Here is a 25,864-nt window from a genome sequence, read left to right on the forward strand (position 1 = left end):
CCCTGGCCCTCGGCGCCGACTGGTGCAACTCCGCGCGCGGCTTCATGTTTGCGCTGGGGTGCATCCAGTCGCAAACCTGCCACACCGACAAGTGCCCGACTGGCGTTGCGACCCAGGACCAGACACGCTGGCGTGCCCTGCACGTGCCGGACAAGGCCGAACGGGTAAAGAATTTCCATCAGAACACTTTGCGTGCGCTGGCCGAGCTGATCGGGGCGGCCGGGTTGTCCCACCCCGGCGAGCTGGGACCCGAGCACATCATCCGACGCATTTCGGGCAAGGAAATTCGCTCGCTAGGCACCCTTTATTCATTCCTCAAGCCTGGCGACCTGCTGGATGCGGTTCCGCAACACGCCGTGTTCCAGCAATTCTGGCCGACAGCCCGCGCCGACAGTTTCGCACCGCCCGATGGCGTTGCGGAATTGCGCTGGAGCAAGGAGATCTGAGGAGTAGTTCGCGCCTGGCATGGGCACTGTAACGTCACAGCCATCCGCCTCTGCAAAAATGCGGAGTTCCGGATGGAGATCAAGTGATGCTTCCATGTTTTTCGCGCCTGAGTGGCAGGTTGCCCGCGGCCATGGCTGCAATGCTGGTGACACTGGTCGCCACCGATGGCAGCGCCCAGGCAGCAACTCAGGCATACCGGACGGAAACGCCGGACCAGTGGTTCCGGGATGGCGCGATGGCGGCCCGGGACGCGCGGGGCAAGTCGGCGGGAAGCGCAAGGAACATCATTCTATTTGTCGGCGACGGCATGAGCATGACCACGATTGCTGCCGCGCGCATCCTGGAAGGACAGCGTCAGGGAGCGCATGGCGAGGAACATAGACTCGCCTTCGAAGAGTTTCCCTACACCGCATTCAGTCGCACCTACGGGGTCGATGCGCAGACGCCGGAGTCGGCGGGCACGATGAGCGCGATGATGACCGGTATCAAGACGCGATTCGGCCTGCTCAGCGTCAACCAGCGCGCGCGACGCGGCGATTGCGCATCCGGTATCGGCAATGAATCGGTCACCGCACTCGAATTGGCAAGTGCAGCGGGATTGGGTACCGGCATCGTCACCACGACCAGCCTGACCCACGCAACACCCGCGGCGGGATACGCCCATTCCAGCGAACGCGACTGGGAGTTCGACTCCGCGATGCCAGCGGAGGCGCGTGAAGCTGGATGTGTCGACATCGCGCGCCAGTTCGCAGACTACGCATTGGGCGGCGGCATTGATGTCGCCTTCGGCGGAGGCCGTCGCGGATTTCTGCCGAACACGAAGGCGGATCCGGAATACCCCTCAAGTCGAGGCATGCGCGCCGACGGACGCGACTTGATCGCCGATTGGCTGCAGCAGCCGAATACGGCGTTCGTCTGGAATGCCGCGCAGTTTGATTCAATCGTTCCCTCTCCCGAGGCGCGGGTGCTGGGGTTGTTCGAGCCGAACCACCTTCGCTACGAGCACGACCGCGGCAACGATGCTTCGGGTGAACCCGGCCTGGCGGACATGACCCGGACAGCCATTCGCCTGCTTCAATCCAGACCGAAGGGCTACTTTCTCGTGGTGGAGGGAGGGCGCATCGATCATGCCCACCATCGCGGCAACGCCTTCCGCGCACTCAGCGAGACGATTGCATTCTCGGATGCCGTCCGCGCCGCAGTATCCCTGACCGACGCTGATGACACACTGATCATCGTCACTGCCGATCATGGCCATACGTTGACGATGGCCGGCTATCCACTACGCGGAAATCCGATTCTTGGCAAGGTCCGGGGACACAACGACAAGGGAGAATCGGCGACTGCCACCAGTCAGGATGGCGCTGGCCGCAGTTACACGACGCTCAATTATGCGAACGGTCCGGGACATGTCGCCCAATCCAGCGACCAGGCCAGTGGCCTCAAACAGTTTCCACACGAGCCCGCACGCTTCGAATCTTCTGTATCGCAACGACCGGATCTCGACGAGGTCGACACCAGCGCAGCCGATTTCCTGCAAGAGGCAGGCATTCCGATGGCCAATGAGACACATTCGGGTGAGGATGTTGCCGTCTATGCGCTAGGACCGGGAGCCGAGGGCGTGCATGGGTCGATCGAGCAGAACGTCGTGTTCCACCTGATGGTGCAAGCGAGTCCGGCCATGCGTTCGCTCTTGTGCGACATCAACACGTGCAAGATGCCAGGCGTACCCGATCAGTTGCCCGATCTCGATGAATTGCGCGATCACTAGACAGCCAGTGGCGCAGTCACTGTCTGCAGTCCGAATTCCGCCCCTTGCAATAGTCCGTGCCGCATGCAGGCACCCGCCCGTTTTCGCCTGCCAGGTCCATTGTCCGAAAGGTCGCATTGAACCGCCTCGCGCCTCGTACTAGGCTGCGGGTCTGCTTCCCTTCTGCTGCCGGATGCCGGGCTCGTCCCGATGCCCCGTTTCGGCTAGCCAACCAAAGGATTCCGCCGTGAAGAAAGTCTATGCCAACGCCAACGCAGCCCTCGAAGGATTGCTGTCTGACAACATGACGATTGCCGCCGGCGGCTTCGGTTTGTGCGGTATTCCCGAGAACCTGATCCAGGGGTTGCTCGATGCAGGCACCAAGGGCCTGACCATCGTGGGCAACAACGCCGGCGTCGATGATTTCGGCATGGGCCCGCTGCTGAAGACCAGGCAGGTGAAGAAGGTGATTGCTTCCTATGTTGGCGAGAACAAGGAGTTCGAACGCCAGGTGCTGGCTGGCGAGCTGGAGCTCGAACTGGTTCCGCAAGGTACGCTGGCCGAGCGCCTGCGCGCAGGCGGAGCCGGCATCCCGGGCTTCTATACACGCACGGCCTACGGCACCAAGCTCGCCGAGGGCAAGGAAACCAAGGAGTTTGATGGCATTGATTACGTCCTCGAGCCGGCGATCAAGGCCGAAGTCGCGATCGTCAAGGCGTGGAAGGGTGACAAGTTCGGCAACCTGGTCTTCCGCAAGACCGCACGCAACTTCAATCCGATGATTGCGACCTGCGGCAAGACCACCATTGCCGAGGTCGAGGAACTGGTCGAAACCGGCACGCTGGAGCCGGACCAGATCCACACTCCGGGAATCTACATCGACCGCATCATCCAGGGTGCCAAGTATGAAAAGCGCATCGAATTTCGCACCCTGTCCGGTGCTGCGCCCACTGGCAAGGAAAATCCGGTACGCGAACTGATGGCACAACGTGCTGCGAAGGAATTGCAGGACGGTTTCTGTGTGAACCTCGGCATCGGCATTCCGACCCTGGTGGCCAACTACATTCCCGATGGCGTCAGCGTCACCTTGCAATCGGAAAATGGCCTGCTGGGCATCGGCCCGTTCCCGACTGAAGCCACCGTCGATGCCGACCTGATCAATGCCGGCAAGCAGACCATCACGACAATTCCGGGCAGCAGCTTCTTCTCGAGTGCTGATTCGTTCGCGATGATCCGCGGCGGGCATATCGATCTTTCAATTCTCGGCGGACTCGAAGTCTCCGAGAACGGTGACCTCGCCAACTGGATGGTTCCGGGCAAGATGGTCAAGGGCCCCGGTGGCGCGATGGATCTGGTCGCCGGCGTAAAGCGTGTCGTTGTGCTGATGGAGCACACCGCGAAGGATGGTTCGCCGAAGATTCTCAAGCAGTGCGAATTGCCGCTGACAGGCAAGGCCTGCGTCGACATGATCATCACCAATCTTTGCGTGTTCGATGTTGCCGAAGGTGGCGGCCTGACCCTGACCGAACTGCATCCCGGAGTCACGCTTGACGACGTGAAGTCGAAGACCGGCTGCCCGTTCAAGGTAGCTGCCGGGGTGGCTTGACGACCGCCTGATTTTCTCGAGACATTTTCGCCAGCGAGGATCTTCGTTCCGATCGGCACTGCCTTGCGGAAGCAGGTGGACAGGCGCGAGGGGGCGGGTTCGACACCCATCCCTGCGATGGCCGAGTACCGGAACGGCGGATGCGCTTCCCGCGTTTCCGCTTCGTGGTTGGAAAAGGCATGAATCCGGTTCGGTGTAAGCTCATCTGGTCAACTCACCGATTGGAGTCGCCAGATGACTGCTTCCCTGCGCCTGCGATGCGCTGGCGCACTTTTTGGCTTGTCACTGAGCCTGATCGCGGGCTGCCAATCGCAGGAGACCGAAGCGCCGGTCTCCACACGTGTCCAGGCCCCGGCTACCGCGATGCCGGCAACCGAAACAGCCGCCACTGAAGTACACGCAACAGAGCCTGTGCCAAATACTGATGCGGAACCCGCGACAGAGTCGGACTCGTCGGCAGCGGCAGTCGATGCAACCATCGATGAGGTGCTCGGCGACCATGCGACTTACCGGAAAGTCATCGACAGTTTCAAGCATGCGGTTGCAAGCCACGATGCCAGTTCGGCCGCCAAGCTTGTACGGTTTCCGATTGATGTGGATGTCAAGGGTCGCAAGCTCACGCTTGATGATGCTGCTGCATTCGAAAAGCACTATGAGGCGTTCATGACGCCTGCCATCGTCAAGGCGATCGTGGAGACAAGCTATGCGGATGTGCTGGTCAATGCGCAGGGAGTCATGCTTGGCCAGGGCGAGGTGTGGATCAGCGGCACCTGCACGGACAACGAATGCAAGGCCGTGGATGTCAACGTGATCACGATTCAGCCCGCTAGTTGAGCGTCTGGAACTGGCGGATGATCCAGGATACCTGGTAGGCGAGTCCCACGCAGGCAAAGAAGCCGTGGAAGACCGGATTGCGTGTCGCGATTGCGACGCCGCACATCGCAACGTAGCCCAGGTTGCGAACAATGTATTCGCTGCCTGTGGCGCGGAAATATGCTTCGCCCTTGATCAGGGTGTCTACGAAATCGACCATGTAAGCCAGCGCCAGCAATCCGAAAAACCAGGCCCGGCGGTCATAGAAGAGGCTGCGGTAGTCCTTGCCCTCTTCGAGCACGTCGGGGAACAGGATCGTGCAGAGCAGGTACAGCAGCAAGGCGTACACGGTGACGAACAGGTAGATCTCGAAGGTCCATTCGACCGTGTGGGAAAGTCGGAACTCCCACCACCAGAAGTGCAGCAGGTAGATGAACATCGAGATCGCCCACAGCAGGTGGATCCAGTAGGCCTTCAAGCGAACCGGTCGATCGATGATGCGGGCGAAATTGCGGATGAGGTGAGTCAGACCCAGACCGACAACCATGCCCAGCAGCACGCGTACATGCACATAGTGGCTGGCGAGTTCGACTGTCAGTGGCGACATCAGTCAGCGGGCACATGCCTGATCACGGGAATCCAGTGTTCCCGAGGCCGACAGCAATGGCAAGCTGGAGCGCAGCGGCGGGAATTTCAGCCTTTTGGGACCCGGCATGCGGATTGCTGTGAGCCGCAGCGCATCCGCGAACGGAGGCCTTCAGATCATGCGCCTGCAGGACACGCATGCTTGCCGGGAAACACCAGGTTCAGAATAGGATCAAGGCGTTGGATCAGGCGTATCGAAGCCGTCGTTGAAGATCACGTTTTCGATGTCGACGCCGTTGATGACGAACGGCAGGTCGACCAGATAGGGCGCCGTACCATTCTCGAACAACTGCCACTGGCCTGGCGAGGTGGCGCAGCTGTCGTTGGGATCTTCCACCGTAGCCGGGCACTTCTTGCGTGCGAAACCATCGACAGACGTATAGGGCTGGCCGAGGATGCTGACCGGCGGCGTGAACACGCTGGTTCCCGGATCCGGTCCCTTCAGCTGCCAGTCAAGCCAGTACTGCCCCCCGGAAAGCTCGAGATCGGGGAGCGCAATGGAAATGGCCACGATCCGGCGATCGCTGTTGCTGTAGGGCGCGGAGAAGGACTGCGCCGATCGATAGGCGACGGGTGTTGTCGAAACGAGCAGATTCTCGGCCGTGCCGTCAAACACCTTGATGCTCGCGAATCCATCCGGCTGACCGATCCATATTATCACGCGTGCATCGGTGAAATCCGCACCATCCGAACCGAACTGGTAGGCATACAGGGTTGCGCTGTTGACAGTCCAGATATGCCCTGCGGGCACGAAGAAATCGTCGGCAAGCCGAAAGTTCGGACCGGCGTTCATGCCCAGCATGGTATAGCCAGGATAGGTGACATCCTGGGCCAGGCTGACATCACCGCTGGGCACATGCGCGCCGGGGTTCGTTATGAAGGGTCCGTTACTGTAAATCTGCTGGGCCATGGATGCCGTGGCGAACAGGGATCCGCCGAGGCAGCACAGGGCGGCTGCGAGATTGCGACTCTTCATTCCTCAAACCCTCTCATCAAATTCAGGACGATTCGCCACCTACCAGTTTGGCGGGTCGAATAGTCCGCAAGTTTACCGCGTGAGCCACTGAATGGGTGCGCGACACCACCGGCAATGCCGGATTCTTCCACGTTCAGCCTTTGCCCTGGCCTTCAGGAACCGTGGCGGCGGGTGCCTGGCGACGCTGCAAGGCCATCGCCTTGAGGGCGTTGAGGGCCTCGCTGAGGGCGTAATCGCTGGGCGCGCCCGACCGAACCGGGGTCAACACGACCGGCGCAACCTCATTCTCGGGATCATCATCCCCCTTCAGGTGATTGCGCAGGTCCCGCTCACTGATGCCGGCCAGAGCCTGTCCTTCGTTCTCGCTCAGGGCGAGATCGGCCAGGACAATGTCCGGCTGGATGCCAGATGCCTGAATGGATACGCCGCTCGGCGTGTAGTAGCGGGCCGTAGTCAATTTGAGCGCGTGTTCGTCGTCCAGGGTAAGCACGGTCTGCACCGACCCCTTGCCAAAGCTGCGCCTGCCCATGAGCAGGGCGCGATGATTGTCCTTGAGTGCACCGGCGACGATTTCCGCCGCCGACGCGCTGCCGTTGTCGATCAGTACCACCAGCGGCACACCCTCCAGGGCATCGCCCGGGGTCGCGCGGAAAGCCATTTCGGCCTCGCGGATCCGGCCCTTGGTGGTGACGATGCCACCCGCATCAAGAAACAGGTCGCTGACTTCGACAGCCGAGGTCAACAGGCCTCCGGGATTGCTGCGCAGATCGAGGATGGCGCCGCTCAGCGGCTTGCCATTGTCCTTGCGCAGGCGTGCGACTCGTTTGCGCAGGTCGGTGCCGGTTTCGGCCTGGAACTGGCTGATACGCAGATAGGCATAGCCGGGCTCAAGCATGCGCCCGCGCACACTGGCGACCCGAATCGTTTCCCGCTTCAGCTTGATGTCCAGAGGCAAGTTGCTGCCTTCGCGCAGGATCGACAAGGTGACGTCGGTGCCCGGCGGGCCGCGCAGCATGTCGACGGCGTCATTCAGGTTCTCGGCCTGGATCGGCACGTTGTCGATGCGCAGGATGGAATCGCCGGACTTGATACCCGCGCGTGCAGCCGGCGTGTCATCAATGGGTGCAATCACGCGCAAGGCGCCGTCAACGGTGGTGACTTCGATTCCGAGGCCTACATAGCTGCCGGAAGTGTCTTCGGTGAGCTGACTGAGCGCACCGGCCTCCAGGTATTCACTGTGCGGATCGAGGCCGACCAGAAGGCCCTTGATGGCCGCCTGCATGAGAGCGTGATCGTCGACTTCCTCGACATAGGCCTGCTTGACCAGGCTCAGCACGGCGGTGAACTTGCGCACATCATCCAGGCTGATCTGGCCAGCGGGCGTTGGCTTTTCGCCAGCATCGACGTCTTGCCCGGCCATGCTTTCATGGAGTTCATCGTCCGGCATTTCGCCCGCAGGCGCCGGATCTGCCGCATGGACAACAGCGCAGAACATGAGAGCACTGACCAGTGTCAGCAGTGAAGCAGGCAAACGCGGGAACATCATCAAAACCTCGAAAGTGTCGCGCTGATCATAGCGCGAGTGGGCAGGGGCTCGATCCAACGCACGTCACGGGATGACTCGCGTGATCGCGCGGTGGCCGGGTGGCGAGGGCAGTGCCCGCAGGAAACCGCCACAAGCAGCCTGCAGAATGAAGGTATCGGCATGAAACCGGTGAATTTCAAGGCAGACACAGCGATTTTCCGCAATCTCGTGCAACACCTTGTTCAGCGCAACCAGGACTTCGGGTTGACCGCCTTGCCCTGATTGCGCAGTTCGAAGTACAGGGCAGCGGATCGCTGACCACCGCTGGAACCTGTGGTGGCGACGATTTCGCCCGCCGATACCCAGTCACCGACGTCCCGGCGCAGCGAATCGTTGTATCCATACAGACTCATGTAGCCATCGCCGTGATCCAGGATCAGCAGCATGCCGTAGCCTTTCAGCCAATCGGCATAGGCTACGCGTCCGCGCGCAACAGCCTTGACCGGCGTGCCGCTCGCTGCGCCAATCAGCCAGCCGGACAGGCGCCGGCCATTCGTATCGTTGCCGCCGAAACGAACCAGCACCGTGCCATCGACCGGCATGGGCAATTGACCACGCAGGCGGGCAAACGGTTCCGCGCCGTCAGGTTGTTCAGGAATATCCGCGAAGACATCCTGCAGGCGCTCGAGCAGCTGAACCAGACCTTTTTCATCCTTGGCCATCAGCGCAAGTCGCGCTTGCTGTGAGTCCAGCCTCTGATCCAGTTCCACCAGCATTGCCTCGCGCTCGACACGCTGCCCGCGCAGGACTTCAGCTTCCTGCTCGCTCTGGGCGCGGGTCGCATCCAACTCGAGGTTCTGCTGCTCGATCGCCAGTTGCACAACCGCGAGCTGGTTCAGGTCTTCCAGCAGATCGTCGATGCGCTCGACACGAGCGCGCTGGAAATATCGATGATAGGCAAGCACGCGTGCGATCTCACCGACATCTTCCTGCTGCAACAGCAGCTTGAGCTCCTCGCTGCGACCCAGCGCATACGCTGAGCGCAACAGCACGGCAAGCGCTTCGCGCTGGGCTGCAAGCTTCTCCGATAGTCCGGTGCGCGTCTGTTCGAGCTCGGCCAGCTTCTCCTTCTGGCTTGCCAGTTGCTCGTCGATGGCGCGCACTTCACCGATGCTGTCGGCAATGGCGGTCTCCAGCGCACGCAGCGCCCGGGTTGCCTCACTGCGCTCATTGTCGGTGGCCTGCACGGCCTGGGATAGCGCTCGAATTTCGGCACGAACCGACTCAAGGCGCGCCTGCGCCTCCTTCTCGCTGATAGATGCCGGGTCGGGCCGGTTTTGCGCCTGGGCCCCAAGAGCCAGGCTCAGGGCGAGCGCTGCGAGGATCCGGATCGGCATCAATCGACGAATTCTACGAGGCTGCTGCCCGTCATCTGCGCGGGAGGTTCGATCCCCATCAAGGCCAGCACACTCGGTGCCAGATCACGCAAGGCACCGTTGCGAAGCTTTGCCTTGCGCCCGACATAGACCAGCGGTACCGGCCCCACGGTGTGCTGGGTATGCGCGATGCCCTGATCATCCACCATTTGTTCCAGATTGCCGTGATCCGCCGTAACCAGCATTTCACCACCACTTTCGCGGATGGCCTCGGCGATCCGACCCAATGCGAGATCGATGGCCTCGGCCGCTTCGATACCGGCAGCCTCGATACCGCTGTGTCCGACCATGTCGGCATTGGCCACATTGCAGACGATGAAATCGAAAGCACGAGCCCGAATCTCGGCCACCAGCCGATCAGTCAGCTCCGGGAGGCTCATTTCGGGCTTCAGGTCATAAGTGGCAACTTGGGGGCTCGGAATCAGGATGCGTTGTTCGCCAGTGAATGCTGCCTCGCGTCCGCCGGAAAAGAAGAACGTCACGTGGGCATACTTTTCTGTTTCGGCGATTCGCAATTGGCTCAGACCATGCCCGGCGAGCACTTCGCCGAGCGTGTTTTCCATCGACTGCGCTGCGAATGCAACCGCAGTCACCGGCAAATCGGCGGAATATTCGGTCAAGGTGACGAACGCCGAAAGTTTCGGCTTGCGCGCGAAAGCGAAACCATCGAAATCCGGCTCGACGAAGACCCGGCTAAGCTGGCGCGCGCGATCTGCACGGAAATTCATGAACACGACGGCGTCGCCATCTTCCATTGGCACGCCGGTACCGATCACGGTAGGCAGCACGAACTCGTCATTTTCATCGCGCGCGTAAGTGGCATCGAGGGCGTCCCGCGCCGTTGCCGCGTGATGATCAGCCTGCGCATCCACGATCGCATCGCACGCCAGCTTGACGCGATCCCAGCGCTGGTCGCGATCCATGGCGTAGTAGCGCCCGCTGATCGTCGCGATTCGTGCTGCAGGGTGTTCGTCGCATTTGGCCTGCAGGCGCTGCAGCGAATCGCCGGCGCTGCGCGGCGGCGTATCACGACCATCCAGGAACGCGTGCACGGCGATGCGTGCGACACCCGCATTCGCGGCGACATCGATCATCGCGAAAATGTGCTGCTCATGACTGTGCACGCCGCCCGGCGAAAGCAATCCGAAGACATGCAGACAGGCGTTGTTCCTGTTGGCCGCCGCGCAGGCCTCACGCAGTGCAGGGTTGCTGGCAAAGCTGCCTTCTGCGATCGCTGCATCAATCCGGGTCAGGTCCTGGTAGACGACGCGCCCGGAACCGATGTTCATGTGGCCGACTTCAGAGTTGCCCATCTGCCCTTCCGGCAAGCCCACGCTCAGGCCATGGGTGTCGACCAGGGCGTGCGGACATTCCGCCAACAACTTTCGCCAGTTGGGACAATCGGCCATGGCGATGGCATTGTGTGCGGTTTCCTCGCGGTGACCCCAGCCATCGAGGATCAGCAGCAGCACGGGTTTCGGTCGGGGCATGGGCAAGCTCGCGTTTCGATTCGCAGGGAAAACCCTGCACGAACGGAAATGGTACCGGAAGCGGGCAATCCATGATCGATACGCCATTGAACAGGCAAGGCCGCAGTTGCAGACGCGCACTCCTGATCAGCGGAACCGAATAAAAACGTCGTGACTAAACCCTGTCGCGAGAATCTGCATCCAAACATCGGCAAACCATCAGGAGAATCACCATGCTGCGTCCCATTTTCCTTTCAGTGCTGATCGCCGGTTCGGCCATCGTTGCGTCCAGCGCGCTGGCCAGTGAAGACATCAGCAAGGTCAACAGCTCGATTCGCATCGAATCGGGCGAAACGGTTGGCGATCTCGGTACCGTCAACGGCTCGATCCGACTCGGCGACAATGTCCAGGCCAACGAAGTGGGGACCGTCAACGGGTCGATCGATGTCGGCAACAACGCGAGCATCCGGTCGGCCGATACAGTCAATGGACGCATCACGATTGGCAGCCAATCCCGGGTATCCAGGGATGTCGAAACCGTCAATGGATCCCTGGTTCTGGAAAACGGAGCCGATGTCAGCGGTGATCTCGCCAACGTGAACGGTGACATCCGCCTGCGCGCAGCGCATGTTGGCGGACGCATCCAGTCGGTCAGCGGTGACATCGAGATCGGCGCAGATTCGATCGTCGATGGTGGCATCCTGATCGAAAAATCGAACAGCTGGTTCAACTTCGGCTCGAGCAAACCGCCACGCGTCGTGATTGGCCCGCGTGCTGTGGTCAAGGGCACACTTGAGTTTGAGCGTGACGTCGAACTGCTGGTCAGTGACAGCGCAAGTATTGGCTCGGTCAGGGGTGCCACACCAGTCAAGTTCGCCGGCGAAAACCCCTGATTGATGCAGAATATACGGGCCGGCCGCAGGCGGCCGGACCTGGTTGCAGGCGAAACGGTCAGCCGGCGGGCTAGAATGACCGATTGCCCATCAACCGGAGATGCCCCATGGTTCGTATCGCCCTGGTCAGCGCGATCGTCGTAGTTCTCGCCGCCTGCAATCAGCAGGAACCGGCCAAACCCGCCGCAACACCTGCAGAACCGGCAGCCGCCGCCAGCAGCAAACCCGATCCGGTGCAGCCCACCAGCGACGGCCAGTTCTCGGCGGCGATCAGTGCCGAAGATTTCGCCGCGCGCCTCAAGAAGCTCGCATCTGACGAGTTCGAAGGACGCAAGCCCGGCACGATTGGCGAGCGCATGACCACCGCGTACATCAAGGATCAGTTCGAGCGCATCGGCCTCAAGCCGGGCGTGGACGGAAGCTGGTTCCAGACCGTGCCGATGATGCAGACCGAAGTAATCGATCCCGAGGGCGTCCACGTCGAAGTGAAAGGGACCGTGGCCTCGGCACGTTTCGGCATCGGCGAGAACATGGTGGTCGGCAGTCTGAATGGCAGCACCGCTGTCGATCTGGCGGACTCCGAAATCGTTTTTGCCGGCTACGGCGTCTCGGCACCGGACTGGAACGACTATGCCGACATTGACGTCAAGGGCAAGACGGTCATCGTGCTGGTCAATGATCCGGGTTGGGGCAATCAGGATCCCGAGCTGTTCAAGGGGCCGACCCTGACCTATTACGGCCGCTGGACCTACAAGTATGAGGAAGCTGCGCGTCAGGGTGCTGCTGCGCTGTTTATCGTGCACGAGACGCCCGGAGCCGGCTATCCGTGGGCCATCGTTCAGAACGGCTGGACCGGCGCGCAGTTGTCGTTGCCGGCCAGCGAAGACCCGGCACCGAGGCTTGAAACGGCTGGCTGGTTCAGTGAGGAAGCGGCCACCGAGCTGTTCGCCGCCGCTGGCGCCGATTTCGCCGCACTAAAGAAGAGTGCCGATCTTCGCGGGTTCAAGCCGGTCAGCCTCGATGCCAGGCTTTCGGTGAAGTTCCAGAGCAAGGTCGACGTGACCAGCTCGGAGAACGTCGTCGGTTACCTGCCCGGCAGCGAGCGACCGGATGAAGCCATCGTCTACACCGCGCACTGGGATCACCTGGGCAAGGACGAGTTGCTCAGCGGCGACCAGATCTACAACGGTGCCATCGACAATGCGACCGGCGTCGCAGCCATTCTTGAAATCGCCGAGGCCTTCGCGGACCAGAAGCCAGCGCCACAGCGTTCGGTCTACTTTGCTGCGGTCACCCTGGAGGAATCCGGCTTGCTCGGCGCCCAGTACCTGGTAGCTCATTCACCGGTCGCAGCGGAAAAGATTGCCGCCAACATCAACATTGATGCGATGGGCGTCATCGGACCGACCAAAAATGTCACGGTGATCGGACTCGGCCAGTCCGAGCTTGACGAATACATTGCTGAAGCGGCCGCGGCACAGGGACGCGTCATCAACGGTGACGAGGAGCCCGAGAAGGGATTCTTCTTCCGTTCCGATCACGTCAATTTCGCACGTGCCGGCGTGCCTGCACTCTATGCATCGGGTGGACTTGATCTGGTCGACGGCGGCGAGGAGGCCGGTCGTGCCGCTTCCCACGACTACACGACCAACCATTACCACAAGCCGGCCGACAACTACGATCCGAACTGGGACTATCGTGGCGTGGTTGCCGATCTTGAAGCGCTGTACGCAGTGGGCCGCAAGCTGGCCGATGAAACAACGTTCCCGCAGTGGAAGCCCGGCGCCGATTTCTCGCGACCGGCCGCTGCCGAGTAAGCCCCGCAAAAAAATGGCGCGGTTCGCAGCTACGAACCGCGCCCAATGGCATTGCCGAAGGGGGAAATGCAGCCGTGGCTGCAGGGCCATCCTCGCGCGGCCCGGTCTCATGGAGGGAGATTCGGATGACGGCCGTTGCGCCGCCGGTCGGATGCAGCGCTGCCTGTGACCGGGACGGCGATTCCATTCCTGATATACAGTAGCCGCTGTTTTCCGTTTTCTCCCAATCTCAAGGAATCCAGTGATGCGCATCATGCATTGGGCCGTGGCCCTGCTTTTTGTTGCCAGCCTTGCAGGCTGCCAGTCTTCGAAGATGGTTCGTAGCGATGGCGCAAGCGCGGCACCCGTCCCTGCTCCAGGGAAGGCCATGATCGTGTTCCTTCGCGTATCGAACTTCGGTGGCGCAGTCCAGTCATCGGTCTATCAGACCGGAAAGGATTCGGACCAGTTCATCGGCATCGTTTCGAGCGGCACCAAGATTGGATGGCAGGCCGATCCCGGCGAGCATCTGTTCATGGTGGTCGGTGAGAATGCAGACTTCATGATTGCCCATCTCGAAGCCGGCAAGACCTACTACGCACTGGTCAGTCCGCGCCCGGGATTCTGGAAGGCGAGATTCTCGCTGCTCCCCATCCATACCGACCCAACGGCAGATCGCAACATCGGATCAGCGGACTTCCGCGAATGGATGGCCGACACTGCCTGGATAAGCAATACGCCCGAGAGCGAGCAGTGGTTTCGTGAACACGAGGCCGACATCCGCGAGAAGAAGAACGATTATCTGCGCAAGTGGAATGCCGCCGATCCCGAGCAATGGGCCGAATTGACCCTGAAAGCCAGCGACGGCAGCTGATTCGACGCGAAGCTGGACCATCTTTCGGCAATGAAAACAGTGGATCCTCCTGTCTCCCTGCCGATTTTCGATTCTTGCGTGCAGATAGCCGGCAAACCGGAACTGACGAGCCATCGTGATGCATGGTTCGCCTGGCAGGCCTGACGGATCCCTCGCTGATTCTGGCTGGCCTCACTCCGTGCAAGGCGTTCGGTGCTTCTGGAAGCGCCTGCCGAGACGTACGGCAGTGGATGCCTTCACGCTTGCAGAGCATCCACTCGATGGGCAAAGTAGTTGGTCTTGTCCGGACAGGGGAAAGCGTGAATGAAGATCGCACTCGCTATCGTGCTTGCTGGCATTTGGGCATTCTCGACCCAGGCAGCTCTTGGCGACGAATCGTATTCGGTGATTCGTGGCGGGACGGTCATCGGGCATCTGGATGCGGTCGAGAAGAATGGCGCAATCCAGATCGACTACGACTACAAGAGCAATGGTCGCGGCCCGACCATCGCCGAGACCATCACTCTCGACCAGGCGGGACTGCCGACCTCATGGACCATCTCGGGTGCATCGACCTTCGGCAACAAGATTGACGAACGCTTCAACCGCGAAGGCAACATGGCTAGCTGGACCGACTCTACCGGTGTCGGCAGCAAGTCCGTCACGCAGCCATCAATCTATATCGCCCAGGGTAGTAGCCCCTGGGGTCTCGGAATGTATGCACGCGCACTGCTGGCCGATGCCGATCGCAGCCTGCCCGCGCTCCCGGCCGGGACACTTACGCTTTCCGAAGGCGAGGAAATATCGGTCAAGGGCAAGCCCGGCGCACTTTCAGTTCAAGCCTACGCGCTGAACGGACTTGACCTGAATCCTTCCTATGTCCTGCTTGACAAGGACAAGGCGCTCTTTGCGCTGATTTCCTCGAAGTTCATCGTCATCCGCAAAGGCTATGAGGATGAAGAGGCGAGGTTGCGCGGCGTGGCTGACCGACTGGCGACGGAACGCTTCGAGACCATCCAGAGGGAAACCGCGCATCACTACGACGCACCCATCCGACTGCGCAACGTGCGTGTGTTTGACCCGCAATCGCTCAAACTTAGCGAACCCGTTTCCGTCGTTGTCAGCGGAGAGCACATCAGCAGCGTGGAGCCTCTTGACAGCCCGACTACACCGGGCGAGGTCGTGATCGATGGAGAGGGCGGCAGCGTGATCGCCGGCCTCAACGACATGCACGGACATCTTTCCAGCGAGCAGGCCTTGCTCAACATCGCTGCGGGCGTCACCTCGATGCGCGACATGGGCAACGACAACGCAGTGCTTGATACCTTGATCCGCAAGATCGACCAGGGCGTCATGGCCGGCCCGCGCATCACGCGCAGCGGCATGATCGAGGGCAAGAGCCCGTTCAACAACAACAACGGCATCCTCGTGCACGACCAGCAGACCGCACTCGATGCGGTGCGCTGGTACGCGGCGCGCGGCTACTGGCAGATCAAGCTCTACAACAGCATGAATCCGGACTGGGCCAGGCAGAATGCAGCGGAAGCTCATCGACTGGGCATGCGCGTCAGCGGCCACGTTCCCGCCTTCTCGACCGCCGACGCAATGGTCGATGCCGGTTACGACGAACTCACCCACATCAACCAGATCATGCTGGGCTGGGTTCTCGAGCCCGGCGAGGATACGCGCACCCTGCTGCGTCTGACCGCACTCAAGCGCCTGCCGCCACTCGACCTGCAATCCGAGGATGTGCAGCAGACCCTGCAGCACATCGCATCGAAGCACGTTGCCGTCGAGCCCACGATCGGCATCCACGAACGCCTGCTGCTCGGCCGCAATGGCGAGGTTCCCGCCGGCCTGGCCGCCACCATCGAGAACATGCCGATCAGCGAACAGCGCGACGCGCGCCTGGCCTGGATCGATGCGTCGGGCGAAGGAGATTCCGAAGCCTACGAAGGTGCCTGGAAACAGATCCTCGACACCTTGCGCATGATGCGCGAGCGCGGAATCCTGCTGATACCCGGCACCGACATGGGCGGATCCTTCACCCTGCATCGCGAACTCGAACTGTTCAAGATGATCGGCTTCTCGAACGCCGAGGTGCTCAGGAGGGCAACGTTCGACATGGCTGAATACCTGGGGCGGGATCAATCCCTTGGCTCGATCGAGAAGGGAAAGCTGGCCGATTTCCTGCTGGTCCCCGGTGACCCGACCGAGGACCTCAAGGCGATCGGACAGGTACGCATGGTGGTCAAGGGCGGCGTTGTCTACTTCCCTGCCGAAATCTATCCGCATTTCGGCATCAAGCCATTTGCGACATCGCCCAAACTGGTCAAGACCGCAGACTGACCAGCGCATACCGTCGCAAACAGGGGAAGCCGCAGTTGATGCGGCTTCTTCGTTTCTGTAGAGCGGTACTTGAGGCGCGGTGGCCGAATGGCGGGAGAACGCCATGTCGCAGCGGGACGGCTTGGGTTCAGGGCCGAATCAACCCAACCAGTCTCACGCCAGAGGACAAGTCTGCCGGCAGGGAGATATCAGAAGCGCTCGCCCGAAGGGAGGTAGCGCCATGCGCCTTCCGGTATCTTGCCGAGCGGGATACGGCCGACCCGGATGCGGCGGATCGAGACAACCTGCAGGTTGACCTGTCGGCACATGTCACGCAGTTGTCCGCCCTGAGCGCCCTTGATGGCGAAGCGCAGACGAATTTCGTTTTGCCAACTGACCTTGCACGGCGGCAGTTCGCGCCCCTCGTAGCTGAGACCATGATTCAGTCGGCGCAGACCCCAGGGAGCCATTTCGCCACTGACTTCGACAATGTACTCGTGCTCGATCTCGTCACCATCCTCGGACAGACGACGCCAGACGCGCCCGTCCTGGGTCAGCACGATCAGGCCACTGGCATCACGATCAAGCGGCACCATCGGGGTCAGATTGGCGAAATGGCGCTTGAACAGGCGAATGCCGCTGGCATCGTCGGCCCAGCGCGCGGATGGAACTGCCAGCGCGGACGCGGGATTCGATCCGGTGATCGCGTCGTAGCCAGCTGGCTTGTGCAAGAGGATCGTGGCCGGCTCCGGAGGGGCGAGATTGGCATCCGCATCGATCGTGACGGCCTCGGTGGTCACCTTGTGTTGCGGTCGATCCACGAGTTCCCCATCGACGGAAACCCAGCCCCCTTCGACATAGCGTTCGGCATCGGCGCGCGAGCACCCGACGAGTTCGGCGACGCGTTTTGACAGGCGGACAGTTTCAGTCATTGCGGTACTTCAGCAGTGCGGGATGCCTGCAGTGTACGACCTCGATCCGGCAACGCAGCTCCGATCACCACTTTGCCACATCAGGCCCGACCTACTGCCCCCTGCCGGCATGCTTGCCGATCGCACGGCCCAACCTCGAATTCGGCCCGATTTGCGTGAGTAGCCGCTGCCACTCCGGGTCGCCGTCATTTGCCATCCGGCTCGATGGCAAGATCGAACGTGACCTCAATCGTGGTGTCCTTCCCGTTGTTCCAGTTCATGCTGCCGGCAACCCGATTGTCATCGAGCCGGGTAATCTCGACTGCATCGGCCACGCCGGTTTCGCAATAGCTGCCGCTGCTAGCGGTGTCGCCCTCCTGGAAGGCGTAGTCGACGCACATGGTCGGCTTGCCCTTGTCGATATTGATCGACACGACCTGCCCGCTGTGGCGCATGCGGTCGAAGATATCCACCTTGCCGTCCTTGCGCATTTTTTGCTTGTCGAAATCGGTGCTCGACAGGGAGATGGCAAGCCCTTCCCGATTCGCGAAGGCGAGCCCGTCGACCACGGTGAAATCGACGTTCTCCAGACTTACGGCACCTGATGCCGAATCGGCGGCCTGGGCGGCAGCTGTTGCTGCCAGAAGGGCAAGCAAGCCAAGTGGTGCAAGTGCGGAACGATTCATGATCTTCCTCCTGCGTGATGGCGCTCATTGGGCCGCGTGCGGCATCCATGGTTATAGCGCCGCAGGGCGTGCATTGCGAACACTTCTTGGGATTGCGCGTGCGCCAGGCCCTGCAGATCGCTCTGCGACATTGCGGCTGAGCGTCAGTCAGGAATTTCGCTCAACGCTGCAGCGGCCAGGGGCGACATCGTCTGCCGTGAAAGTGGAAGCTGAAGTGGAATCAGCAGAGTCATTCACCCATTGGCCAATCAGCGCACCCATTTGCAGGTCATCGATTCGCCCGAAGTGGTTCAAGCGCAGGTGTCCACGGCGATCGATCAGAAGCAGGCTTGGTGTCCCGCGCAAGGCATAGTTCTGCATGGTCAACGGAATGCCTCCGTTGCCTGCGGCCTTGTCGATTCCAACTGGAAATCCGATTCGGTATTCATGCACGAATACGCGCAGTGCGTCTGCACCCATGACGTCATGGTGCTCGAATACGGTGTGCAGGCCGATGACTGCAACATCCTCCTCGGAGAACACCTCGCGAATGCGCCTTGCCTGCGGCAGGCCATGCGACACACAGCCCGGACACAACATCTGGAACGCGTGCAGCACCACCACGCGTCCACGCAACCCGGCGAGTGACAAGGGTCTGTCCGTATTGAGCCAGTCACTGGCTTCGATCTCTGGTGCAAGCGGATTGTTCGAGTTCACGGTGCGCTCCGTGTGATTGCGGGGAGTGAAGTCTTTGGCAGCACGTCAGCGAAGGTCGCCACGGTCAGAAGTTGGCTTGCAACGACAATGCGTCGCCGCAAGCCGGTGTGAAGCGAATCAGGTTCAGGCTGCCTTGCTCAGCGTGACCGCCGGGAAATCAAGCGGAACGGAAAGCGCGATATTGACGTAGTTGGTGAACAGGTTCAGGGCAACATGGGCGACGATCTCGACGATCTGCTCGTCGTCGTAGCCGGCGCTGCGAAGCGTGCTCACGTCTGCGTCATCAAGCTGTCCGCGCTGGTCAACCAGCTTGAGCGCGAATTGCAAGGCCGCCCGGGTGCGGGGATCTGCCGATCCTCCCAACTGCGCCTCGCGCATTTCCCCGGCACTCGCCCCGGCCTTCCTGCCCAACGCCGTGTGAGCAGCCAGGCAATACTCGCAGGCGTTGCGATTGGCCACCGCCACGGCGATCTGCTCAGCGAGCTTGGGGTCGAGCACGCCGCTACCGAGGGCGCCAAACGAACCCCAAAGGCTGTTCAGCGCGGCCGGTGAATTGGCCACGGCCCGGAACATGTTGGGCGTGGCTCCAAACGCGCCATTGATGGCATCAAGCACGCTCTTGCGGTCGGGTGAAGTGGAACTGCGGTCGATCAAGGGGACTCGATTCATGGCTGTACTCCTGATTTCTGGGGATTGGGGGACATTCGGCGCCCGGCAGGGGTTTCGCTCCCGATCGTTCGCCTGACCGAAGTATGCAGAAGAATTCAGGACTATGAGGCTCATTTAGTCCATGATATGACTCATTTCGTCCAATCATGAGTGACCTGCCGTGGAATCGATTGATCGTCTTTCATCGATGCTGGAGCGCTTCCGTGTTCACGCACACCTGTTTCACAGTGGCGCGCTATGTGGCCTGACTACACTCGACGCAAAGCCCGGTCGCGCGTTCCTGCACCTGCTCAAGCGCGGCAACATGGTGGTCAGCCATCGCTCCGCAGACGGAACGCCCGTGCGCGTAGCGCTGTCCGAGCCGACCCTGTTGTTCTACCCGCGCGCGATTGAACATGCGTTCGAGAACCCGCCCGTAGACGGCTCGGATCTGGTCTGCGCAACGCTGAACTTCGAGGGCGGATCGCAGCATCCACTCGTGGCCGCACTACCGCCGGTCGTCGTCCTTCCACTGGATCGGGTTGATGGGCTCGCGCAAACCCTCGACCTGTTGTTCGCCGAAGCCGCGCGCGTACGTTGCGGCCATCGTCTGCTTGCCGACCGCCTGTTCGAAGTGCTTCTGCTGCAGTTGCTTCGCTGGCTGCTTGATCATCCGCATGAAGTCGGTTTGCAGGAAGGGCTGCTGGCTGGCTTGTCCCATCCACGCCTGGCAAGGGTTCTGACGGCTGTCCACGAGCATCCGGAAGGGCCCTGGACGCTGACCTCGATGGCCGAGATCGCTGGCATGTCACGCAGCGCCTTCGCTGCCACGTTCCATGAAGTGATCGGTTCGACGCCGGTGGCCTACCTGCAGCGCTGGCGCATATCGATCGCCAAGTCGCTGCTCAAGAGTGGCCTGTCGATCAAGGCGACCAGCCATCAACTCGGATTCAGCAGCGCGTCCGCCTTGTCGCGCAGCTTCGTCCAGACAGTTGGCGTATCGCCGCGCGCCTGGCTGCAATCGTGCGATTGAAGACCACCGAGCCACGCGGTTTGGCCCGACTGGATGCCGCTATCGTTCACGCTGACCTGATCAATTGAACGCTAGCAGCGCGCCGACCCGGGGATCTTCAGCCAAACCGGTGACAGGGATTCGTCTTGGATTCAACCCGTCGACGCAACAGCTTGTCGATATTTATCAGCGGGTGTTTCATAGCCTAGCGTCTTCCTTGGCCGATCGTTCAATTGTCGCGCTACGGCATTTAGCTTGGCTTGGGAAACAATTGATACGGGCCCGCCGCTACACGGGCCATCCCGGTCGAACCGGCTATAGTGCAGGGTAGCTTGAGTTTCGCGGCGCTTTTCCGGGTGTGCTCCGTTCCAGGGAATTGATTCAGGAGAATTCGTCTGTGTTGATCAGCCTGTTCTTGCTGCTGTTGGCGGTAATGGCGGTTGTTGTTGCCGTGCAACTGAATCGGCGCGCACGTTTACAGAATCTTCGCAGGTTTGCAGCTGCGACAGGCCGCACCTTGCGGCTTGATACCTGCGGCGGCATCAAGACAAACAATCTCTACGCGTATCTGTGCGCCCTTGCATCGGCACTTCGCACGCAGGCAATGCTTCAAGATTTCGAGTTGCGCCCCGGTGAGCTCAAGCACGCGATGACCGACGCGATCGAGTCGGCCTATTTGCTCAAGAGAGATGAATCGAACAAGGATGTAGCAAGAGGAGCGCTTTTTCTTTTTGCATCCTGTCTGGACGCCATCATGACCAGGGCTCTTTCTGGCGAGACCCCTCAGGGGGACGAGGGCAACTTCGTAGGCACCGCAGGTGCGGTGACGTTGCTCGCGAGCGTAGGGTGGCATCCCCAGGCGAATGCGGACCTGGTTACGTGCGCACTGTCGAAGGCGTCTCTTGCCGAAGGCCTGGCCGAATGTTGGCGCACGACAAATCAAGCCCATCGCGACCGGATGGAGTCCGCTTTCGAACGCGTTGTTCGCACCGCCCTGGATCCATCTACCGCTGCGTATGTCAGGCATAGGCTCTTCTCTGAACTGAAAGAAGACGCGCAAACGGCAGGTTGAACTGGCAGGCAAGGTACCCCCCGTATCCGCCATCTCGTCCGATGCACGACGTTCTTCGCGTGTGTGTGGCACGTATCGAAATCTGTCCACCTGATTGCTCCATGCGCGGCACGATCCTTTCCTGCCTTGCTGTTGTGACGTATTGCAACTCATTCGCATTTGCGTTTTAATCCCGCTCGTCTTCTCCCCCCGATAAGTCCGTACTTCAACGGACCGGGCCGCGATGGCCGATCAGCCCCGATGTGCGGTGTTGGCGGTCTGTCGGCCTGACTGTTCGGCCTGGGCCAGCCGTTTGCAGCCAACCCGGAAACATCAAACCAGGAATCGTCCATGTCACCGATCAAGAGCCGCAAGCACGCAAACACCCTACGCTCGAGCAACCAGCCGCTACTCGCCGCACTGACCACCGGAATGGCACTGGCGTTTCCGGTATCGGCAGCGCTCGCCCAGAACGAGCACTTGATGCCTGATTCGGCCAATGCCGCTGAGTTGAACACGATCTCGGTCGAAGGATTTTCAAACGACGGCTACAAGGTCGATGAACTGGCGTCGCCCAAGTTCGTGAAGCCGCTGGTCGATACCACGCAGACCATCCAGGTCATCTCCAGCCAGCTGTTCGACAACCAGGGGGCGACAACGCTGACTGAGGCGCTGCGCAACAGCCCCGGCACAGGCACCTTCTATGTCGGTGAAAACGGCAATACGACGACCGGCGATGCGGTAAACCTGCGCGGCTTCGATGCCTCGTCGAGCATCTTCGTCGACGGCATGCGCGATCTCGGCACGGCATCACGAGACCTGTTCAATATCGATCAGATCGAGGTGACCAAGGGCGCGGCCGGTACCGACTACGGTCGATCCGCACCCGGCGGCGTGATCAACATGGTGTCCAAGCAGGCAATGGCCGGCAACGCACTTTCTGCGGCCATCTCGCTGGGCACTGACAGCCAGCAGCGCATGACAGCAGACTGGAACAGCAGCATCAACGACAGTTCGGCTTTCCGCCTCAACGTCATGGCCCAGGATAGCGGCGTCCCCGGTCGCGACGAGGTCGAGAACAACCGCTGGGGCATTGCGCCTTCTCTGGCTTTTGGTCTGGGTACCACCACGCGCCTCTACCTCAACTACTTGTACGTCAAGCAGGAAAACCTCCCTGATGGCGGTGTTTTCACGATCGGCCTCCCGGGCTACACCTCACCGGATCCGGAACGCCCGCAGATCGGCGAAGCGCCGATGGTCGACCCCGACAACTTCTATGGCACCACTTCTGACTACGACAATGCCGACTCGAACATGTTCACGGCGCGCGTCGAACACGATTTCGACAATGGCATGGCGCTGCAGAACACGACCCGCTGGGGACGCAATTCGCAGGACTACATGCTCACCGCCTACCGAGGCAATTCCGAAAGCATCGTCACGCCCGATCTGAATGACCCGACAACGTGGTCCATGACGCGCAGCATTCCAACGTTCAAGGACCAGGTCTATGACATCCTTGCCAACCAGACCAACCTGCTCATGCACATGGAATCGGGTTCTGTCGAAAACGATCTCAGCGTAGGTATCGAGTTGTCACGCGAAGAACTCGACGGCAAGGGAATCGGCGTGCTCGATGACACAAGCTGGCCTGCTGCCAACATCTATGCGCCCAATCCTGACGTGACTGGACTGACCTGGGGGCCCACGGGCGCGAAGTACTCCGGCAGCAGCGACACCGTTGCCGTGTACGCCTTCAACACGGTGACGCTCAACGAGCAATGGCAACTTAACGCCGGCGCACGCCTGGACAACTATGAAACCGACTTCGACAGCGTGGTCATATGTGGATCGCGTGGCGCGCCGGTTTGCGGCGATCTCCCGCCGGGCACCCTGATCACCGGCGTCGATGACCGCATTCGCGACAACCTGTTCAGCTGGAAACTCGGTGCGTTGTACAAGCCGGCCGAGAACGGCAGCATTTACGCGAACTACGAAATATCCCAACAACCTCCGGGTGGTGGCTCGCTGGAGCTGAGCGCCTCTGCGAACAATCTCAACAATCCGATCTACGACCCGCAGGAATCCGACACCGCGGAAATCGGTACCAAGTGGGAACTGATCGACCAGAAACTGTTCCTGAGCGCTGCACTCTATCGAACCAACATCACCAACGAGCTCGTGCAGGATCCGGTTGATCTCAACTACTACCAGACTGGCGAAAAGCGCGTTCAAGGCATCGAGCTTGGTGTCGTTGGCAACATCAATCCGAACTGGTCGATTTCCGCCGGATACACCAGCATGGATGCCGATGTGGTCGACGGTACCAACGTAGCCCAGGATGGCTCTGCCGGACTCACCTATACGCCGGAACACGCATTCACCTCGTGGACCACGTATCGACTGCCGTTCAACCTGACCATCGGCGGTGGCGTCCGCTATTCCGGTGCGCTCAAGCGTGGAACCGATGGTGCACTCGGCACTCCGGAATCGACCGACAGCTACTGGGTCGTCGATGCTGTCGTCAGCTATGCATTCAACGAACATGTTGACCTGCAATTGAACGCCTACAATCTGTTCGATGAAGAGTACGTGGCCGCCATCAACAAGAGCGGTTATCGTTATACGCCGGGTGTTCCACGTTCGTTCCTGCTGACAGCCAACCTCAGCTTCTGACCAACCGCGTCAGAGCGCCAAAGGGCACGCCATGTTGCTGCATGTTCCCGACGTACTCGACAAGACGCAGGTCGCCAGAATTCGTTCTGCGCTTGCGTCTGCCAACTGGACAGATGGAAAGGAAACGGTGGGCGCGCAGGGAGCGCGGGTAAAACGGAATCGCCAGCTTCCGGATGCCTCCCCGCTGCGCCAGGAGCTCGGCCAGGTCGTCCTCGACGCACTGGCCGCAAGCCCCCTGTACTTCGCTGCCGCCCTGCCGCTGCGCACGCTGCCTCCGCGGTTCAACTGCTATGAAGGCGGCGGGACCTACGGCTTTCATGTGGATGGCTCGGTGATGTCGCTTGCTTCGCCAGGCGGCCAGCATGCCGGCCATCTGCGCACCGACATCGCGTGTACGCTGTTTCTCAGTGAGCCCGACGAATATGAAGGCGGTGAACTCGTGGTCAGCGACACCTACGGCGAACACGAGGTGAAGTTGCCAGCGGGTGATCTGATCGTGTATCCGGCCAGCAGCCTGCACCAGGTCCAGCCTGTCACGCATGGCGCCCGGCTGGCGTCGTTCTTCTGGGTGCAAAGCATGATCCGTGACGACACCCGACGACGCCTGCTGTTCGACATGGATGTTGCGATCCAGACGCTGACCCACAGCGGTGCCGACGAGAAGTCCGTGCTCTCACTGACCAACGTCTATCACAACCTGCTGCGCCAATGGGCCGAGACCTGAGATCGCTGCATCAGCGCAATCAGTAACAATTGTGTATCGCCTGAATTCGTCGTGCTGCCGTTCATCGATCTCTACGACACGCTGCCATCCTGGCCAGGAACGATGGTTCTCGTCAGCGCGGATAGCCAGGGATGTTCATGCCGAGCATGATGTCGCGATGAACCAGCTAGACGCCCTGGTCGTCGCGCTGCGGCCTGCTTCACCCGGTCCGCCGCGCTCAGTGTGCAATTGCGCACGATGCGCATCGGCCTGCAACGGATCGTCGCTGAAGGTGATGTCGTCGATGTAGCAAGTGCCCTTGCCCGGTTCGACGACATGCATGTGGATGTGTTCGGGAATGTCACGCGACGGATAGGCGCCTGGCCGAATCGTCAGGAATCCATAGCGGCCTTCGACATCACTGCGCACCCAGCCACGAAATCCGCCGTGCCGCGTCGCAGCCTTCGGATAGATGCCGAGTGCATTGGTCTGGTAAGCGTAGACGACGATGCCGGACGCAGGTGTGCCATCGGCAAGACGCACGACGCGCTCGAGGATCATCGCTTCGCCTGGCTTGCCTTGCGGCACAATGCGCGAGGACGATGTCATGTGCTTCGGCATGCCGACCAGAGCGAACTCACATCCCTCGCACGGGCCTCCGATCACCGGGAGATCCTCAGCCTTTGCGGCGCTTGCGAACGCGATAAGAACGATCACTGCCAAAGCTCTCAGACCGCGTTGCACGGCTCGCAGATCTCCTGATCCATCAAGGACTGACCGGGCGGCCGAGAGGCAACCCGGCTGGTCGTCGTGCAGACATCCGCTGAATTTTCCGCTACGGCTGGGCAGCCACTCCGTCACCCTTCAGATAGGTATCGAGGAAGGCCAGGATCTTGCCGTACCCTTCGATCTGATTCTTCTTCTTGCTGAATCCGTGGCCTTCG

At 60.8% G+C, this 25,864-nt stretch carries 22 protein-coding genes and 1 pseudogene; 12 read left to right on the forward strand and 11 right to left on the reverse strand.

Going from position 1 to position 25,864, the window contains the following annotated elements; genetic code table 11:
• From WBP53_RS09155 to WBP53_RS09170, 4 genes are all read left to right on the forward strand, one after another.
• Positions 1–446: glutamate synthase-related protein (locus WBP53_RS09155; RefSeq protein WP_423928138.1), on the forward strand; the 446-nt coding region annotated here is incomplete at its 5' end.
• A gap of 86 nt (positions 447–532) precedes the next feature.
• Entirely contained in the window at positions 533–2,218 is a 1,686-nt protein-coding gene (locus WBP53_RS09160; protein WP_423928140.1) for an alkaline phosphatase, read from the forward strand.
• A 226-nt stretch (positions 2,219–2,444) separates the two neighbouring features.
• Positions 2,445–3,803: a 3-oxoacid CoA-transferase gene (locus WBP53_RS09165; RefSeq protein ID WP_423928142.1), complete on the forward strand. Its 1,359-nt coding sequence runs from the start codon at positions 2,445–2,447 to the stop codon at positions 3,801–3,803.
• 234 nt (positions 3,804–4,037) lie between these two features.
• Positions 4,038–4,637: a hypothetical protein gene (locus tag WBP53_RS09170; protein WP_423928144.1), complete on the forward strand. Its 600-nt coding sequence runs from the start codon at positions 4,038–4,040 to the stop codon at positions 4,635–4,637.
• Here WBP53_RS09170 and WBP53_RS09175 read toward each other — a convergent pair.
• The 5 genes from WBP53_RS09175 to gpmI all read right to left on the reverse strand — a co-directional run bounded on the left by WBP53_RS09175 (position 4,630) and on the right by gpmI (position 10,688).
• Entirely contained in the window at positions 4,630–5,223 is a 594-nt protein-coding gene (locus WBP53_RS09175) for a hypothetical protein (protein ID WP_423928146.1), read from the reverse strand. The genes WBP53_RS09170 and WBP53_RS09175 overlap by 8 nt on opposite strands.
• Before the next feature lie 210 nt (positions 5,224–5,433).
• Entirely contained in the window at positions 5,434–6,237 is an 804-nt protein-coding gene (locus WBP53_RS09180; RefSeq protein ID WP_423928148.1) for a hypothetical protein, read from the reverse strand.
• Between the two features lie 133 nt (positions 6,238–6,370).
• Positions 6,371–7,783: a S41 family peptidase gene (locus WBP53_RS09185; protein WP_423928150.1), complete on the reverse strand. Its 1,413-nt coding sequence runs from the start codon at positions 7,781–7,783 to the stop codon at positions 6,371–6,373.
• A 221-nt stretch (positions 7,784–8,004) separates the two neighbouring features.
• Positions 8,005–9,159 (reverse strand): murein hydrolase activator EnvC family protein, encoded by a 1,155-nt coding sequence (locus tag WBP53_RS09190; RefSeq protein WP_423928152.1) that lies wholly within the window; start codon positions 9,157–9,159, stop codon positions 8,005–8,007.
• Positions 9,159–10,688 (reverse strand): 2,3-bisphosphoglycerate-independent phosphoglycerate mutase, encoded by a 1,530-nt coding sequence (gpmI, locus tag WBP53_RS09195; RefSeq protein WP_423928154.1) that lies wholly within the window; start codon positions 10,686–10,688, stop codon positions 9,159–9,161. Before gpmI ends, WBP53_RS09190 begins: the two co-directional genes overlap by 1 nt.
• A gap of 212 nt (positions 10,689–10,900) precedes the next feature.
• On the opposite strand from gpmI, the gene WBP53_RS09200 reads away from it, so the two are divergent.
• From WBP53_RS09200 to WBP53_RS09215, 4 genes are all read left to right on the forward strand, one after another.
• Positions 10,901–11,560: a hypothetical protein gene (locus WBP53_RS09200; protein WP_423928156.1), complete on the forward strand. Its 660-nt coding sequence runs from the start codon at positions 10,901–10,903 to the stop codon at positions 11,558–11,560.
• A gap of 107 nt (positions 11,561–11,667) precedes the next feature.
• A complete protein-coding gene (locus tag WBP53_RS09205) occupies positions 11,668–13,377 on the forward strand; it encodes a M28 family metallopeptidase (RefSeq protein WP_423928158.1) in 1,710 nt (569 codons plus the stop codon).
• 244 nt (positions 13,378–13,621) lie between these two features.
• A complete protein-coding gene (locus WBP53_RS09210) occupies positions 13,622–14,230 on the forward strand; it encodes a hypothetical protein (RefSeq protein WP_423928160.1) in 609 nt (202 codons plus the stop codon).
• A 303-nt stretch (positions 14,231–14,533) separates the two neighbouring features.
• Positions 14,534–16,558, forward strand: a complete 2,025-nt coding sequence (locus WBP53_RS09215; RefSeq protein ID WP_423928162.1) for an amidohydrolase family protein — start codon at positions 14,534–14,536, stop codon at positions 16,556–16,558.
• Between the two features lie 188 nt (positions 16,559–16,746).
• On the opposite strand, the gene WBP53_RS09220 is transcribed toward WBP53_RS09215, so the two are convergent.
• From WBP53_RS09220 to WBP53_RS09235, 4 genes are all read right to left on the reverse strand, one after another.
• Positions 16,747–17,469, reverse strand: a complete 723-nt coding sequence (locus WBP53_RS09220; RefSeq protein WP_423928164.1) for an rRNA pseudouridine synthase — start codon at positions 17,467–17,469, stop codon at positions 16,747–16,749.
• Between the two features lie 185 nt (positions 17,470–17,654).
• The gene (locus WBP53_RS09225) at positions 17,655–18,134 is read right to left on the reverse strand and encodes a hypothetical protein (RefSeq protein WP_423928166.1); all 480 of its coding nucleotides are present in this window, start codon (positions 18,132–18,134) and stop codon (positions 17,655–17,657) included.
• Positions 18,135–18,281: 147 nt separating this feature from the next.
• On the reverse strand, positions 18,282–18,830 hold the full coding sequence (locus WBP53_RS09230; protein ID WP_423928168.1) for a redoxin domain-containing protein: 549 nt from the start codon (positions 18,828–18,830) through the stop codon (positions 18,282–18,284).
• Between the two features lie 123 nt (positions 18,831–18,953).
• Positions 18,954–19,499 carry a carboxymuconolactone decarboxylase family protein gene (locus WBP53_RS09235; protein ID WP_423928170.1) on the reverse strand — a complete coding sequence of 182 codons (546 nt, stop codon included), beginning with the start codon at positions 19,497–19,499 and terminating at the stop codon, positions 18,954–18,956.
• 160 nt (positions 19,500–19,659) lie between these two features.
• On the opposite strand from WBP53_RS09235, the gene WBP53_RS09240 reads away from it, so the two are divergent.
• Positions 19,660–20,511, forward strand: a complete 852-nt coding sequence (locus WBP53_RS09240; protein ID WP_423928172.1) for an AraC family transcriptional regulator — start codon at positions 19,660–19,662, stop codon at positions 20,509–20,511.
• Positions 20,512–20,642: 131 nt separating this feature from the next.
• On the opposite strand, the pseudogene WBP53_RS09245 reads toward WBP53_RS09240, so the two are convergent.
• Positions 20,643–20,765, reverse strand: a pseudogene (locus WBP53_RS09245) (IS30 family transposase); the annotation flags it as partial.
• A 122-nt stretch (positions 20,766–20,887) separates the two neighbouring features.
• Between WBP53_RS09245 and WBP53_RS09250 the strand changes: the two are divergent.
• The 3 genes from WBP53_RS09250 to WBP53_RS09260 all read left to right on the forward strand — a co-directional run bounded on the left by WBP53_RS09250 (position 20,888) and on the right by WBP53_RS09260 (position 24,941).
• The gene (locus WBP53_RS09250) at positions 20,888–21,562 is read left to right on the forward strand and encodes a hypothetical protein (protein ID WP_423928174.1); all 675 of its coding nucleotides are present in this window, start codon (positions 20,888–20,890) and stop codon (positions 21,560–21,562) included.
• A gap of 330 nt (positions 21,563–21,892) precedes the next feature.
• Positions 21,893–24,217, forward strand: a complete 2,325-nt coding sequence (locus WBP53_RS09255) for a catecholate siderophore receptor Fiu (RefSeq protein WP_423928176.1) — start codon at positions 21,893–21,895, stop codon at positions 24,215–24,217.
• A 31-nt stretch (positions 24,218–24,248) separates the two neighbouring features.
• Entirely contained in the window at positions 24,249–24,941 is a 693-nt protein-coding gene (locus tag WBP53_RS09260; protein WP_423928178.1) for a Fe2+-dependent dioxygenase, read from the forward strand.
• Positions 24,942–25,076: 135 nt separating this feature from the next.
• On the opposite strand, the gene WBP53_RS09265 is transcribed toward WBP53_RS09260, so the two are convergent.
• Positions 25,077–25,529, reverse strand: coding sequence for a hypothetical protein (locus tag WBP53_RS09265; RefSeq protein ID WP_423928180.1), 453 nt, complete (start codon positions 25,527–25,529; stop codon positions 25,077–25,079).
• Positions 25,530–25,864: the final 335 nt, after the last annotated feature.

This window comes from Dokdonella sp. (assembly GCF_049593775.1).
GTDB lineage: Bacteria > Pseudomonadota > Gammaproteobacteria > Xanthomonadales > Rhodanobacteraceae > Dokdonella.

Excerpts from the sequence above, each read along its gene's own strand:
- WBP53_RS09220 (WP_423928164.1), bottom strand. The coding sequence starts at position 17,469 with ATGACTGAAACTGTCCGCCTGTCAAAACGCGTCGCCGAACTCGTCGGG.
- WBP53_RS09175 (WP_423928146.1), bottom strand. The coding sequence starts at position 5,223 with ATGTCGCCACTGACAGTCGAACTCGCCAGCCACTATGTGCATGTACGC.
- WBP53_RS09260 (WP_423928178.1), top strand. The coding sequence starts at position 24,249 with ATGTTGCTGCATGTTCCCGACGTACTCGACAAGACGCAGGTCGCCAGA.
- WBP53_RS09255 (WP_423928176.1), top strand. The coding sequence starts at position 21,893 with ATGTCACCGATCAAGAGCCGCAAGCACGCAAACACCCTACGCTCGAGC.
- WBP53_RS09200 (WP_423928156.1), top strand. The coding sequence starts at position 10,901 with ATGCTGCGTCCCATTTTCCTTTCAGTGCTGATCGCCGGTTCGGCCATC.
- WBP53_RS09205 (WP_423928158.1), top strand. The coding sequence starts at position 11,668 with ATGGTTCGTATCGCCCTGGTCAGCGCGATCGTCGTAGTTCTCGCCGCC.
- WBP53_RS09160 (WP_423928140.1), top strand. The coding sequence starts at position 533 with ATGCTTCCATGTTTTTCGCGCCTGAGTGGCAGGTTGCCCGCGGCCATG.
- WBP53_RS09190 (WP_423928152.1), bottom strand. The coding sequence starts at position 9,159 with ATGCCGATCCGGATCCTCGCAGCGCTCGCCCTGAGCCTGGCTCTTGGG.
- WBP53_RS09235 (WP_423928170.1), bottom strand. The coding sequence starts at position 19,499 with ATGAATCGAGTCCCCTTGATCGACCGCAGTTCCACTTCACCCGACCGC.
- WBP53_RS09215 (WP_423928162.1), top strand. The coding sequence starts at position 14,534 with ATGAAGATCGCACTCGCTATCGTGCTTGCTGGCATTTGGGCATTCTCG.
- WBP53_RS09225 (WP_423928166.1), bottom strand. The coding sequence starts at position 18,134 with ATGAATCGTTCCGCACTTGCACCACTTGGCTTGCTTGCCCTTCTGGCA.
- WBP53_RS09210 (WP_423928160.1), top strand. The coding sequence starts at position 13,622 with ATGCGCATCATGCATTGGGCCGTGGCCCTGCTTTTTGTTGCCAGCCTT.
- WBP53_RS09170 (WP_423928144.1), top strand. The coding sequence starts at position 4,038 with ATGACTGCTTCCCTGCGCCTGCGATGCGCTGGCGCACTTTTTGGCTTG.
- gpmI (WP_423928154.1), bottom strand. The coding sequence starts at position 10,688 with ATGCCCCGACCGAAACCCGTGCTGCTGCTGATCCTCGATGGCTGGGGT.
- WBP53_RS09265 (WP_423928180.1), bottom strand. The coding sequence starts at position 25,529 with ATGACATCGTCCTCGCGCATTGTGCCGCAAGGCAAGCCAGGCGAAGCG.
- WBP53_RS09185 (WP_423928150.1), bottom strand. The coding sequence starts at position 7,783 with ATGATGTTCCCGCGTTTGCCTGCTTCACTGCTGACACTGGTCAGTGCT.
- WBP53_RS09180 (WP_423928148.1), bottom strand. The coding sequence starts at position 6,237 with ATGAAGAGTCGCAATCTCGCAGCCGCCCTGTGCTGCCTCGGCGGATCC.